Below are 14644 nucleotides of genomic sequence, written 5' to 3' on the forward strand. Positions count from 1 at the left end.
GAGAGGAACGATATATATGAAGAAGAAAAATGCTCAGAAACGTAAAAACATCATTACAGGCAGCAAACTGTGGTCCATCGCCATGATTACCAGTCTGCTCGCGGCATGCAGTGCTCCGGCAACGACAAGCAACACAGCCAATGCAGCCGTCTCCACAACAGGAACAACCAAAATCGTATCCGTCAGCGAGTCTACGTCCGTGAAGTATGCCGATCTGGTCTCCCTGGATGCCGATGATACGAATGTCAGCTGGACTGAAGCGGATTCAACCATGATCAAGCTGAACGGTACGTCAGCAACAATTACAGGTTCGGGTGCAAAGGCAGCGAGCGGTTCAGTTACCATCTCGGAAGCAGGCACTTATGTGCTGAGCGGTGAGCTAACCGACGGCCAAATCGTGGTCAATGTCGCCGATAAAGGCGTGGTACATCTCGTGTTGAACGGCGCAACCATTCATGACAATGACAGTGCAGGAATCTACATTCAAAAGGCAGGCAAAGCGGTGATTACGCTTGAAAAAGGAACCCAAAACGCCGTTTCCGATGGTAAAACATATGTCTATGCAGACAGCAGCACCGATGAGCCGGATGCGGCCATCTTTAGCAAAGCCGATCTTACGTTTAACGGTGCAGGTCAGTTGACCGTCACAGGCAACTATAATGAAGGGATTACAAGCAAAGATGATCTGAAAATCATCAGCGGCTCCATTAACGTCAAGGCAGCCGACGACGGCATCAAAGGCAAAGATATGGTTGCCATTCAGTCGGGTACCATTACTGTTGATGCAACAGGTGACGGCATTAAATCGACCAATGACACCGATACCAGCAAAGGGTTTGTCGCGATTGCAGACGGTACCTTTAACATTCAGAGCGGCAGCGACGGCATTCAGGCGGAAACCGCACTTGTCACCGATGGCGGTACGTATAACATCGTGACGGCTGGCGGCAGTACAAATGCACCTGCCAAGGTCGAAGAAGGCCCCGGCAGTGGTGGCTTTGGCGGTGGCCGTGGTAGCTTCGGAGGTGATGGTGCAATGAATGGCGGTACACCTCCAACCGATATGGGCACCCCACCGGATGGTGAACCGCCTGTCGATATGCCAGCGATGCCAAATAGCAATGGCAACGCCAATAGCGGTACAACAACGAACTCCACGAAGTCGGCAAATACCGGTGCGGCTAGCACTACAGCAACATCATCTGAATCCAACGCTGATGCAGACATTGCAACGACGACAACAGAGGAAGAATCTATAAGCGCCAAAGCACTTAAAGCAGGAACTGATCTCACGGTGAATGGTGGAACATACACCATTGATTCTATGGATGATGCCTTGCACAGCAATAGCAATGTGACAGTAAACGATGGGACTTTCAACATTCAGTCTGGAGATGATGGCATTCACGCCGATCAGGCGCTGACGATTAACGGCGGAACAATCAAAATTACGAAAAGTTATGAAGGGCTCGAAGGGGCAATTATCACCCTGAATGATGGGGATGTAGACGTAACGGCGTCAGATGATGGGGTGAATGCCGCTGGTGGTGAGGCAACAACGAGCAGCACAACAGCAACTACAACGGGAAAAGCTACAAATAACAGCAGTTCTGCTATCGACACAAACAAATCAGCAGATACAGACACTGCTAACTCCACTGGAACGACGGGTACCACATCCACGTCAGATCAGTCGGCACAAGGTTCGGACGCAAGCCAGCAAACCCGTGGCCCTGGCGGTATGGCAGGCGAATCATCAGGCAATAACGAGCTTCACATCAACGGCGGAACCCTTACCGTAAATGCTGGTGGTGATGGTCTGGATTCCAATGGCTCCATCACAATGACGGGCGGAACGGTTATCGTGAATGGCCCAACGAATAACGGTAATGGGGCACTGGATTATGACGGCACATTTGTAATCAGTGGCGGATATCTGGTGGCTGCGGGAAGCTCTGGCATGGCGCAAGGCACTTCCGATGATTCAACGCAAAATGCAATCGTGATGACATTCCCTGAGACACAAAAAGCTGGAACACTGGTTCATGTTCAGGACAGCAAAGGAAATAATATTCTGACGTTTGCACCAGCCAAAGACTACCAAAACGTAGTCGTTAGCTCACCAGACCTGAAAAAAGATGGCTCTTACGTCATTTACTCTGGCGGAACATCGACAGGCAAAGCGGTAGATGGACTTTATACCGATGGTACGTATAGCGGCGGAACCCAAATCGTTGCCTTCCAATCCACAAGTAATGTGACTTGGGTGAATGAATCAGGCGTAACAACAGCGCGCTCCGGCATGGGTGGTTTTGGCGGTGGCAATGGACAAGGCGGATTCGGCGGTGGAAGAAATCGTTCACAATCCGGTACATCTACAAATACAACGGGTACGACAAGCACAACTGGAACTACGGATTCGGCAAAGTAACTGATGATGTACTTGTGAGCCGAAAGGGCAAGCCTGCCCTGACCTACACAAATTTAAAAAGTCCGGCTCTGATTTCACAATCAAGGTGAAATCAGAGCCGGACTTTGCTTGTTTTTCACATGGGGAAGATAGGTCATCCAACAGGAACCTGTAAGCCTAACGCGAATATGGATATATATTCTAAAGGTTTTCTAACGATCTCCACAAAGCTTATTTCCAAGAAACATGCCAGAAAACGGCCAAAATATAGCTTTTCTACCGAAATAGCGTCACTGGGGATCGTTAGATTTTAAGAATGGTTAAATCCAGCCAAATAACGTCTCTGGTGATCGTTAGAAGTTAGCTGAGACGAAATCAAGATACGGAGGGAACCATTTTACGTCTTTAGAGAAATTCCAACCTGCCCCACTCTCAAAAAGCATACACGTACACCTTGGTTCGCAACGCATCGCGGCAGGTGATCGTGCGCAGTGGCTCTTTGCCCGGCAGTACAAAACAGACGCTGATCACCTTCGCACCCGGCGGCAGTTCCCGTTGGAACTTGTCCACGAGCCGAGTCATTGCACCCGGAAACAGATAACAGATCACACCATCGGCATGCGCATAGGAACATGTATAGATGTTGCCGCGGATGAAGCGCAGACGTCCCTTGAACGAATGCTGTTGTCCTCTAGCGCGGTGGAGCCATATACTTAGCCATGTCAGCCATTGAGAAGTCCACAGTGGGATAAGTGAGTTTTCAATGCCCGTCAGTCTTTTGCCAGGACAATGCTTCACCACATCCATGCCAAGTGTTCCCCATCCCGAACCCGCCTCCATAATATCTGCATAACCCGTTATTCGATTGACCTCCTGTATCACTACCTGCCTGACCGGGCGGGATGTCGGCATGGGCGAGATTCCATTTTTCCAACTTACGATTACGATCCACACAACGGCAATCAAAGTTAACACGGCAATCAGCCATGGAATTAATTGAATAATCATCATGAACTCATCATAACAAAGGGAAGCTTCGGCGGTCTATGATCGCTCAGAAGCTTCCCTTTGTCCATAATTTTATAAAAGGCATGATAATTATTACTTGGTATTTCTGTCTAGAGGAAGTGATGTTACTATTCGCCAGTTTCCCCGACATGAGATTTCATGTATACCCCTTTTTTGTACACGGATTTAATCGTGAAATGAATGCCCAGCTTGCGATTCGTGCGGTAAATGAGCGAGTTAATCTCGTCGATGCCCACCGGATCACTCTCCAACATACTTCGTTCCGGCCACACCTGAGCAATGATCTGCTCCCTTGTTACAAAATGATCCAGCTCACTATACAGTAGCTTGAACAATTGGTATTCCTTCTTGGACAGCGGAATTTCATCTTCGTTTACCTGCACCGTCTGCAGATGATCCTGTAAACGCACACCCTCGCCGAGCAAGTCTGATATACGATATTCTCTCGTCTCCCCGAGATCACCTTCCACCCGAAGGTGAATCAAACCGTTGACCAGTGTCAGGCTGTCGCCTTCGCCAAACGGATATTTCTCATATGGGACGAGGCGTTGCCCATTAAGTTCGGTTCCATTTTTGCTATCCAGATCCTCGATCCAGAGCTGTTCTTTCGTGTCATAATGAATGCGGCAATGCCGCTTCGATATCATCTGATTATAGATGGACAAGTCCAGTTCACTGACACCTGTGTAACGCCCCACCGTAATCGAGCGGCCCTGGCTCACATAGGCGAATGAACCATCGCTCTCCTGTCCCGGCGTACGAATGACGATTTTTGCCGTCTCCCGCATGTTATTCCCCACCTTTAATGTCACTCGATCTCTATCTTTTCATTCGAGTACTGATAAATTCATCAGATTTGTTCCATTGTTTGCATGTCTGCCATTTCATATAGTGATATACAGGAACACCATAGACTTAAACAGGCTTAAACATTCTTTACTCATTCTATAACTATACCAGACGTTGTGCATTTTTTCTCATAACGCCCTGACGGACGCTTTAGCTTATTCAACAAGAGAGGTATTTCCCATGAAGAAAAAAACCATTTTGATATACGTGCTGCTTGCTTTCGCTTTATCAATCACCCTAACCGTGCTGTCACGCGTGAGTAACGATGGCGGTGTATCACCAGAAGGGACATCGGCCTCCGAAATCTCGTGGCTTCGAATGAACAATCAACCTTAAATGTGGCAGCTACTCTATTATAAACGCGACTCCTGTACAAAACGTTTCACGAATGTCATCTATACGAAACATTTGTAGCACGTCCTTCGTTCCACAATATAAGGGGAGGAATTACAGTGAAAAGAAATACCATTCACGCAATCACATGTGCTCTTTTTGCTGCTTTGATCCTTAGCAGTTGTCAAAGCTCTGATCTGCCCAACCCAGCGGAACTAAATAAAACTCCACGAGAGCTGGGGTCGTTCTATCCAAATAACATCACTGAAGTAGATTCAATTGAAATCATGAGTGGCAGTGACGGTTCTACAAAAAGAACGACCAATCCCAAGTTGATCCATGACTGGATTGAAAAGATTCGACATGTAAAAATTGTTCAGCATCCAGACGCAGAAGACACAACAGGCGTGTTATTTCATGTGACCATGTTCAAACAGGAAACCGTCATATTTTATATGACACCTACCGATATGAATCATCAGCCAATCGAGCCACAGGGTGAACTGGCAGACCTCATGACTGAGTTCTACGAAGCGATCCCATAGCATTTTTTGCACTCAAAAGGACTCTGAAATCACTCTAATTCCAGAGTCCTTTGACGACGTTATAAGCCTACATCAATGTTGTTCATTATCTGTTTCTTCGGATGTACCTGAGGTACTTTTCTCAGATTCATTGGATCGTGTTGATTGATCTGTTGGATTTATTATATTCGTAGTGGATATGTTTTGACCCTCACCCTCAACCTTCTCCTGAATCTCCTCCATCCGGCTGGACACCTTCTGATACAGATACGAGATACCCAGTAGCAGCAGACCAAAGCTGAAATACGCGATGATTTTGCTGCCTGCCGTCAACAGACTGACATCGTAGAACACCATCTTGCCAGTTGCGAACAACGTCAGGCCCAGACCGAGACGCCGGATCATGACATATTTTCTACGGAACCCGTACGCAATATAGAGAATAGCCAGCACAAGGTAGATCAAGCTGAACATCAGTCCTATGTCATCCCACTGGAACTGAATGGTCAGGAACACGGTGATGACGCCGAGCAAGTAGATGCCCGCAATAACGGGATACCACTCGACACTTTTGAACTGACCACGTATGCTTGTAATGAGCAGGTCACGCCCGGCGAAGAATACACCCACGTTGAAAATAATTAGCACAATCAGTCCGACAATTTCGGCTGCCGTATGCTGTTCTACACCTGGCTGCAATGCTGGCATCGTCAAGGTTACCGCCAGTGCAATGCAGCACCCAATGCCATGCAAAAAGAGTGTATATCCCCGCAGGAATGGATCACGAAGCATCTTCACTTTGCCCAGTCCATACGCCAGAGCAATCGTCAGCGCCGCAAACATAAGCAGCTTATAGAACATATATAAGACGAACGTTTCATCCATAGCTCTGACATACAGTTCGTTGGATTCATAGAGCACGTATAACCATACATTTACAAGGGTCACGTACCTGAAACCTTCCAGGAAACCACGCTCCCACGGGGCATAGCTGAGGCTCCTTCCCCTTCCTTCGGTGGCGTTTCCGCGTACTGCCCAAGCATAATAAAGCGTAATGAGCAGAGTTCCCAGCGTAAGACTGGAGTATTTTAACATAAAATACGACTGTTCCCCCACAAAGAATAATGATAACAAATCATACTGCACAAAGAATGTAATACATAGAAGCACGATGCCCCAGCCCGCACGCTCGACTGCCTTAAATTTTCTGAAATGTCCAAACGTAACCAGTAACACGCCTTCAATCAGCCAGCCCATCGACAGCCATTTCGAACCAAACTGGAACGGAACAAACAGAATGGTAAAGGTGAGCGACGTAAGATAGAACAGTAAAATGGTCTGCTTCTCCTGCGCCATATGCCGCTGAACAAACCTCGCAAGTCCGAGATAGACGAGTGCAAAAATAACAGCAAGCAAGCCCTGCGCACCATTCCAGCCCGCCGCATCAAGCAATACATATAAAACAAGACAACTCAAGCTCGTATTCATTGCTAACAAGGCAAAATCCAACCAAGTCAGCTTCACCCGATGTTTAAACGGATACGCAAGCGTAATACCCAGATACAGGGCAAAAGTCACCATAGAATACAGCATCCCCACCTGTTCACTCGGCGACAGCCACAACAGAATCAGCATGGACGGCGTGTGGAACAGGAAGCTGATGTAGTGCACTACCGGCCAACGCTGCCCAAAGGAAATAAACACAATGATGCCGTTCAGCAGCAACAGATAGATCATTGCGGTATAGACCGCTGTGCCTTCCAGCCCAAACGTGAACAGGTAAGAGAAGAATGGCAAATATCCACCCACAAGACCAAAGGAACAGATCGTCTTGGACTGATACCTTAAAGACAACAAGACGGACACAGCTGACACCAGCACAGATAAACCCAAACCTGTGTACAGCCCGATAATATGCAGCAGGAAATAACTGTAGAATATCGAACCAAATAACACAGATATGCCTCCGCCAAGCAGTCCCATGGCAAATGTTTTTTGTTTCCGGCGGAACAGCCACTCCCCACCTGCTAGCATCAGTGCGCCAAGCAGGAAAAAGCCCGCACCCTTCATCTCATCGCTAAACCACGTTGAATAGGAGTATCGAAAGGCTGCGCCGACTCCCAGAATCAGGAGCAGTATCGCTACCTTGTTAATCCAGCTCAGCCCGATCCGCATCTCCATCCGATTTTGCTTGATTCGGCGTTGGATCGTTTCCTCGCTCAGCTCCTCCTCTGCCATCTGCTCATAACCATGCTGCATCTGGCCGCGAACTGCCTCAGCTCTCTCCCACACAGCCTGCTTGTGCGATTCGATCCGTGATTTCACCTCGTTTGCCAGGTAGGCAATCCGTTCCTTCATTTCAGCCGCATCCTCTTGCAGATGCTGGGAAGCCTGATTGAAGATAGTATTCAGATTAGCTTTGGTTCGATGCTCCAATTCGCTGATATGGTCGTTATGTACTGCCGTTTTGCCTTGAAAATAGGTCTCCATCTTCTCCCGCGATACCCGGATCAGATTCAGCTTCTCGTCCAGCATCTGCTCGGACAATGCCATGCGAAGACGCGCATTCTCTTCTTCCATCTGGCGTGCACGACGTTCCAGTTGTTGCAGTTTAAGTTGCTGCGTTTCCGTCTGCTCCAGCAACTGTTCGTTGCGAACCGTAAGGTCATCGGACTGATACTCCTGTAGTAAGGCTTGATAGTCCTTAGCGAGTTGCCTCTGCTGCTCCTGAACCTGCCTAAGCCGCTCCTTAAATTCCTTCATGGACTTCCTCCATTGGTTGTCATAAGTTGTTTTCCTATATTTTACTATAGATAGCTCAAAAAAGGGTTTACAGAACAGATACTTTGCTGATACCTTACCAACACTTTGCCGGGTGCCCCAACTCATCCCGCTTCTCCTGACCACTTGAACGAATAGAGCACAAAAAAGCCTGGAAGCATAAAGTTGCCCAAGGCTTCTTTTATGCTTCCAGACTATTTGCTTGTTTTATATCCATTTACCCACACTACTACCACGTACATGTTCATACTTATAACTAAACCCTTTAATTCCCCGTCTGCGTTGTTGAATCTTGTGTTGACGACTCCGTGCCCTCTTTCTTGTCATCCGATTCCGGCTCAATCAATTGCGTTGTATTCGGGTCAAGCCAGCTCGTAATCATACCTCGCACATAGGTTAGATCTTCATCAGACAGATCATAATACCACGTGCCGCTACGCATTTTCCCATCGCCTTTCAGCATGTAATTGCTGATGGTTGGAATGCTGTCCTTCATATATAGAGACTCGGCAAAATTCACAATAAAGTCCGATTTCATATTTGTTGTAAAATTCGATCCGGCAATCTTGATGATGTCTGGAATTTTGGTCAGATTTTTGACCTCCATCGCACGATTCATGAAGCTACTTAGGAAAATCCGGTGACGCATCGTACGGTTGAAATCGGAATCTTCCCGATAACGCACATATCCCAGTGCTTCTTCGCCGTTATAGATCGGTTTGTTAGCTTGCACGAACAGCTTCTCATGCGCTTTACTTTTATTCTCAATATCTTTCTTAATCGGCAGCTCCACGCCGCCCACCGCATCGACAATGTCTTTCAAACCGTGAAAGTTAATCGCCGCATAGAAATCCACTTTGTTCTCCAGCAGCTTCTCCACCGTATCCATCGCCATTTTAGCTTCGCCGTGGGCATAAGCCGAGTTAATCTTGGACTTCACATCACGACCCACAATTTCAGTGTAGGAGTCACGCGGAATAGACAACAATAACACTTTATTATCCTCTGGACGCACGACAGAATAGATGATCGTGTCCGAACGGCTTGGCTCATTATCCCGCTGGTCAATGCCCAACAGCAACAATGAAAAAGGATCGGTATGTTGAACAACAGGCGCATCCTTATCCCCTGCGGCTTTATACGAATCATCCAAAGCTTCCTTCACCGTACCTGAGGCGAACAGGTTAAATGCCAGCACAACGAGTTGTTTCTGATAGATGAATCCGATGCCTCCGAGCACAATCAATAAACTCAGTATGATGATAAGGGGCTTCTTCCATTTTTTCTTCGGTTTCTTCGGCTTCCGTCTAGTTAAATGTGCAGCACTGTTTTCCATCATATCTCCTTTAGTTGCGGTTTCTTCATTCATTTAACTATATTAATAACACGTTTTCAATAGATTACGATATAATCGGCTATACAAATACTGGACACCAAAGGAGCGATGAGAGATGGAATATCGACGTTTAGGCAACAGCGGTCTGCGCGTATCGGCACTGGGACTGGGCACAAATGCATTTGGCAAAAGAGCAGATCAGGCCGCCTCGACCCGCATTCTTCATGCAGCGCTGGACCGTGGCATCAACTTTATTGACACCGCCAACATCTATGCTGGCACCGAATCGGAACGAATCATTGGACAGGCACTGGCCGGTCGGCGGGAAAACGCTGTGCTTGCAACCAAAGCCGGTTTGCCCCGGCATGATGGTCCCCATGGGCGCGGTTCCTCGCGCTACCATCTACAGCAAGAGCTGGAACATAGCCTGCGGCGTCTGCAGACGGATTATGTTGATCTGTACCAGATCCATACCTTTGACCCGCATACCCCGCTGGATGAAACCCTGCGCACGCTCGACGACATGATTACGTCCGGCAAAGTGCGCTACATCGGCGCCTCCAATTACGCCGCCTGGGAGCTAATGAAAGCCCTCGGCATTAGCGAGATGCGTGGATATGCGCGGTATATCTCCACGCAAACCAGTTACTCGCTCGCCGATCGAACACCTGAGAACGAACTCGTTCCGCTGTGTCTCGATCAAAGTGTAGGCATTATCCCGTATTTCCCTCTGGCTGGAGGTATCCTGACGGGAAAATACAATGGACAAGCCAGTATTCCGTCTGGCTCCAGAGCAGATACCGACCCGTCGTTCAACCGCTTCTTGCTGGAGCATAATATTCGGCTAAGCGAGCAGGTAAGTGCCAAGGCAGAGGCCGCCGGTTGCTCTCCAAGTACACTATCCCTCGCATGGCTATTAACTCGCCCGGCCGTATCCACCGTAATTGTAGGAGCCACGCAGACGGAGCAGCTAGAGCATAATCTGGCTAGCCTTGACCTAAAGCTTTCAGATCAATTGCTGACTGAACTGGATCAGCTGAGCGAGGATTTCCGTTATGGCCAGCCATTCGCATCCTACAGACTGGATTAGATTTTAATGACAAATAAACCTTCCAACCTTACATGGTTAGGGAGGTTTATCCATTTTTCGTCATTTTTCGCGCAAAATATATCATGAATTCACTCATGTAAACGAAAGCCGCTGATGAATCAAAATGTAATCCGTATTAATGTTCTGCTCTATTCCGAATAAACTCCTGCATGATTTCCATATAACCCTCTTTACGATCCGCGAGAAGTTCGAAGAAGTTTTTATCCGATTCCTCCACGAGATTCATGCCTTCAATCGCCAGCCTTGTGCCTTCAGGCGTTGTCGTAATGATATTAGCCCGTGTGTCCGTCTGATGACGCTCACGCTTAACGTAACCTCTTTTTTCGAGGGCTCGTAACACTTGGGAGGTAACATTAACGTCTACATTGGCAAAATGAGCAATCTGTACCTGGGTAACTCCCTTGCCTTCCAAGTCACGCTCATTAAGCCATAAACAAGTATGCAGTAAAATAAATTGGGGCTGTGTCAGATCAAGGGGTTCTAATACCCTGCGCACTTCCTTCTGCCACATCGTTGTTACCTGCCATAACAGGTATCCGGGACTATCTTGCGGATTCGTGTATCGTGAGCTTTTCATTGTTCTACCTCCGTGATGTACGATCTTGTGCAACAGAGATGTATGTATATATCATACATGGTATAACGAATCTGTTATAATAACGCTTCGAAATACACTTCCGTTGCATCTCTATTCATTCATCTATGAAATAATATAACGATTTATCGTGTAGGAATAAACTGTTTTATCCATTGACCAAATCCCTGCGGATTTCGACTCTGAATCAAGATGGTGCCCTCTCCTCGAAAACGGCAAACCAACCCTTCCCCACTCGTCACACTGGACAACCAGCCTTGGGATGCTTTTTCGATGCGATAATCAACGTAATGAGGCCAAGCCACCAAGTGAGCATTATCGACAATAATCTCTTCGCCAGCAGCCAATTGTATAGGATGTATCGCACCATATGAGGACAGAAACACAGTGCCTCGTCCACTGATTTCAATTATAAAGAAGCCTTCTCCGGAAAAAAGACCTTTTTTCAGATTCTGCATTTTGGTATTCACCTGAATGCCTTCTGTTCCTGCCAGAAATCCGTCTTTCTGTACATAGAGAGAGTACGAGCCATCCAGTTCTACAGCCTCCACACTGCCCAGAGTTGATGGAGATAACAAAATCTCCGCGCTTCCCCCGGCGGCCGTCAATTCCTGAAAGAAAAATTTCTCTCCACTCAGCATACGGCCAAATCCGGCGAGCATACCGCCTTCTGCTGATCCTTTGAGTTCAACGGTAGGCGACATGGACACCATGGCTCCACTTTCAGCCTTGAAACGCTCTCCACGCTGTAAATCTACCTTAAGCATAGCAAATGCGCCGTCGTATAGAATTTCGTATTTCACGGTTTCATCAGCTCCCTGTCATTGTCGGTAGTAAAGTCATTGAGTCCATTATCCTCCAGCACGGCTGCTTTGTCGCCATATTCCTTGATGATATGCTGGTCACCCCAATTACATAGTGCGGTCAGAATGGGCTCTAAACTCCGGCCGTATTCACTCAATTCATACTCTACCTTGGGTGGCACCTGATTGTACACGATTCTTTTTACAATGCCGTCATTCTCCAGCTCCCGCAGTTGCTGCGTTAACATCTTTTGGGTGATTGCGGGCATGATACGCTTCAGATCACTGGTTCGTTTCTTTCCATGTGTCAGGTGACAGAGAATAACACATTTCCATTTGCCGCCAATAACCTCCAGCGTTGCTTCAACAGATATATTATATTTTTTGCGCTCCATCGTTGTCTTCCTCCCTGATGCATCTATGATTTGCTTCCGTTCATGCTAATGTGCAGGCACCAAAAAGTACGTAGGGTACTAAAAAGTACGTACTGTTCATGTCATACCGAATAATTCATAATAGCATTTGCCGGTAAGCAAATCTACATTCTAGGAGTTGAACAGGACATGCATCATGAGACAAAACACAGCACTTGGGCGCTACTGGCATTAGCAATCAGCGCTTTCGCAATCGGTACGACGGAGTTTATCAGTGTAGGACTCTTGCCACTGATCGCAAATGATCTTCATATTAGTGTATCTTCAGCAGGGCTAACCGTTACCATATATGCTCTGGGTGTGATGTTCGGTGCACCGATTCTAACATCACTTACATCGGCTATATCACGCAAAACGTTGCTGCTCGCGATCATGTTGGTTTTTATTGCCGGTAACACCCTGGCATCATTATCCACCGGGATTACTGTACTTCTTATCGCACGGGTGATATCCGCTCTCGCACATGGCTTGTTCATGTCGATTGGCTCCACCATAGCAGCTGATCTGGTACCAGAAGGCCGCAGAGCAAGTGCTATTGCCACGATGTTCTCGGGACTGACCATTGCAACGGTAACCGGTGTGCCTATTGGTACATTCGTAGGCCAAAATCTTGGCTGGCGGGCAGCCTTTATTCTGATTGTAGCTGTTGGCATCCTTGCCCTGATCGCTAACCTCTTGCTTGTGCCCTCAACGTTACAACGTGGTACACGTACACCCTTTCGGGATCAGGTGAGACTCGTAACACGCGGTCGTCTGATGCTTGCTTTTATCATCACGGCTGTAGGCTATGGAGGCACATTTGTCGTGTTCACATACTTGTCTCCGCTATTGCATGACATCAGCGGTTATTCGGATCAAACGATCGCTATCATTCTGCTGTTGTACGGTGTGGCCATTGCCATTGGTAATATGATTGGCGGTAAAGCAGCCAACCGCAAGCCATTGAAGTCACTTCTTGTCATGTTCATTGTGCAAACGATCATCCTTGGCATCCTGTATTTCACCGTTCCATTCAAATGGGCTGCACTGGTGACCATTATGGGCATGGGCTTGCTTGCTTTCATGAATGTACCTGGCCTTCAAGTCGTTGTGGTTACACTCGCAGAAAAGTTTGCACCGCAAGCCAAAGATGTCGCGTCAGCTTTTAATATTGCTGCGTTTAACGGGGGAATTGCTATAGGTGCCTATCTGGGCGGAGTCGTGAATGACTCCATCGGTTTGATCCATACCACATGGGTCGGTGCATTAATGGTGCTTATTGCGGCAATCCTGACGATATGGGCGCAACATCTTGAACAGCAAGTTACGACAAACTCAGACAGGTTGGAACCAAACCCTGTTAAGGTTTGATCTGGAAGAAAAGCACCTTTCTCGTTATAGATCAGAGACCGCTCGAATCCGTATCCGGCCTCATATTATATATCGACAGACTATATACGTTACTATATAGGTTGGACGTTATTTGATCTAGTATGATTTAATTTTGTATCATGAATTGTTGGCAATATCACTTTAAATAGAAATATAAACAGATTTCAAGGAGGATTTCTCATGACAATAGCAAAAAATCTACAATCGACTACAACATTGCATAACGGTGTTCACATGCCTTGGTTTGGCCTAGGCGTATTCAAGGTCGAAGAGGGATCAGAACTGATTGAGGCGGTGAAAAGTGCAATCAAACACGGTTACCGCAGTATCGACACAGCAGCGATCTACGGCAATGAAGCAGGAGTTGGACAGGCCATCGCTGAGGCATTGCAAGAAAACGGGTTAAAGCGCGAAGACCTCTTTATTACCTCTAAGGTATGGAATGCTGATCTTGGATATACGGAAACACTTGCCGCATTTGATACCACGATGAACAAGCTGGGACTGGAAGTTCTCGATCTATACCTGATTCACTGGCCCAAAGCCGGCAAATACAAGGGTGCTTGGAAAGCCATGGAGGAATTGTACGCAGCAGGCCGAATCCGTGCAATTGGCGTAAGTAATTTTCAAATTCATCACCTGCAAGATCTGATGCAGGATGCACAAGTGAAACCGATGGTCAACCAAGTGGAGTACCACCCGCGTCTAACGCAGGAGGATTTAAAATCATTTTGTAAGCAGCATGGCATTCAGCTCGAGGCCTGGTCACCGTTAATGCAAGGCGAATTGCTGGACAACGCGGTACTCACGGAGATTGCTACATCCAAGAACAAGTCTGTCGCTCAAGTCATCCTACGCTGGGATCTGCAAAATGGTGTCGTGACCATCCCGAAATCAACCAAAGAACATCGGATTATCGAAAATGCTGACATATTCGACTTTGAGCTGTCCACTAAGGAGATGGAACGGATCAACTCGTTGAACGAGAATGTGCGCGTAGGTCCGGACCCGGATAACTTTGATTTTTAATTCAATTCTTTAAATTAAGACCATTAACCTATCAAACAA

General features: G+C 47.2%; 13 protein-coding genes. 6 read left to right on the plus strand and 7 right to left on the minus strand.

Going from position 1 to position 14644, the window contains the following annotated elements; all coding sequences use genetic code 11:
- The first annotated feature begins 16 nt into the window (after nucleotides 1–16).
- A complete protein-coding gene (locus J2T16_RS15440) occupies nucleotides 17–2431 on the plus strand; it encodes a carbohydrate-binding domain-containing protein (protein WP_499018658.1) in 2415 nt (804 codons plus the stop codon).
- A gap of 411 nt (nucleotides 2432–2842) precedes the next feature.
- On the opposite strand, the gene J2T16_RS15445 is transcribed toward J2T16_RS15440, so the two are convergent.
- Together J2T16_RS15445 and J2T16_RS15450 are read right to left on the minus strand one after the other, a co-directional pair.
- Nucleotides 2843–3418 carry a class I SAM-dependent methyltransferase gene (locus J2T16_RS15445; protein ID WP_499018659.1) on the minus strand — a complete coding sequence of 192 codons (576 nt, stop codon included), beginning with the start codon at nucleotides 3416–3418 and terminating at the stop codon, nucleotides 2843–2845.
- A 128-nt stretch (nucleotides 3419–3546) separates the two neighbouring features.
- Nucleotides 3547–4227 carry an FHA domain-containing protein gene (locus J2T16_RS15450; protein ID WP_123063975.1) on the minus strand — a complete coding sequence of 227 codons (681 nt, stop codon included), beginning with the start codon at nucleotides 4225–4227 and terminating at the stop codon, nucleotides 3547–3549.
- A gap of 241 nt (nucleotides 4228–4468) precedes the next feature.
- Here J2T16_RS15450 and J2T16_RS15455 point away from each other — a divergent pair, with 241 nt between their 5' ends.
- Both J2T16_RS15455 and J2T16_RS15460 read left to right on the plus strand, forming a co-directional pair.
- Nucleotides 4469–4624, plus strand: a complete 156-nt coding sequence (locus J2T16_RS15455) for a hypothetical protein (protein ID WP_167375744.1) — start codon at nucleotides 4469–4471, stop codon at nucleotides 4622–4624.
- A gap of 116 nt (nucleotides 4625–4740) precedes the next feature.
- Entirely contained in the window at nucleotides 4741–5166 is a 426-nt protein-coding gene (locus tag J2T16_RS15460) for a hypothetical protein (protein ID WP_499018660.1), read from the plus strand.
- A gap of 72 nt (nucleotides 5167–5238) precedes the next feature.
- On the opposite strand, the gene J2T16_RS15465 is transcribed toward J2T16_RS15460, so the two are convergent.
- Nucleotides 5239–7908, minus strand: coding sequence for a DUF2339 domain-containing protein (locus J2T16_RS15465; RefSeq protein ID WP_499018662.1), 2670 nt, complete (start codon nucleotides 7906–7908; stop codon nucleotides 5239–5241).
- A 283-nt stretch (nucleotides 7909–8191) separates the two neighbouring features.
- A complete protein-coding gene (locus J2T16_RS15470) occupies nucleotides 8192–9265 on the minus strand; it encodes an LCP family protein (protein WP_499018664.1) in 1074 nt (357 codons plus the stop codon).
- Between the two features lie 112 nt (nucleotides 9266–9377).
- On the opposite strand from J2T16_RS15470, the gene J2T16_RS15475 reads away from it, so the two are divergent.
- Nucleotides 9378–10352 (plus strand): aldo/keto reductase, encoded by a 975-nt coding sequence (locus J2T16_RS15475; protein ID WP_221790031.1) that lies wholly within the window; start codon nucleotides 9378–9380, stop codon nucleotides 10350–10352.
- A 136-nt stretch (nucleotides 10353–10488) separates the two neighbouring features.
- Here J2T16_RS15475 and J2T16_RS15480 read toward each other — a convergent pair whose 3' ends face one another.
- From J2T16_RS15480 to J2T16_RS15490, 3 genes are all read right to left on the minus strand, one after another.
- Nucleotides 10489–10950, minus strand: a complete 462-nt coding sequence (locus tag J2T16_RS15480) for a MarR family winged helix-turn-helix transcriptional regulator (RefSeq protein ID WP_154889966.1) — start codon at nucleotides 10948–10950, stop codon at nucleotides 10489–10491.
- Between the two features lie 143 nt (nucleotides 10951–11093).
- Entirely contained in the window at nucleotides 11094–11771 is a 678-nt protein-coding gene (locus tag J2T16_RS15485) for a TIGR00266 family protein (protein ID WP_090921470.1), read from the minus strand.
- Nucleotides 11768–12166, minus strand: coding sequence for a winged helix-turn-helix transcriptional regulator (locus J2T16_RS15490; protein ID WP_090921468.1), 399 nt, complete (start codon nucleotides 12164–12166; stop codon nucleotides 11768–11770). The genes J2T16_RS15485 and J2T16_RS15490 overlap by 4 nt, the downstream gene beginning before the upstream one ends.
- Nucleotides 12167–12334: 168 nt before the next feature.
- Here J2T16_RS15490 and J2T16_RS15495 point away from each other — a divergent pair, with 168 nt between their 5' ends.
- Nucleotides 12335–13555 carry an MFS transporter gene (locus J2T16_RS15495; RefSeq protein WP_154889964.1) on the plus strand — a complete coding sequence of 407 codons (1221 nt, stop codon included), beginning with the start codon at nucleotides 12335–12337 and terminating at the stop codon, nucleotides 13553–13555.
- Between the two features lie 207 nt (nucleotides 13556–13762).
- Nucleotides 13763–14605, plus strand: coding sequence for an aldo/keto reductase (locus J2T16_RS15500; protein ID WP_221790061.1), 843 nt, complete (start codon nucleotides 13763–13765; stop codon nucleotides 14603–14605).
- Nucleotides 14606–14644: the final 39 nt, after the last annotated feature.

Source organism: Paenibacillus intestini, from assembly GCF_030803945.1.
Classification (GTDB): domain Bacteria; phylum Bacillota; class Bacilli; order Paenibacillales; family Paenibacillaceae; genus Paenibacillus; species Paenibacillus polysaccharolyticus.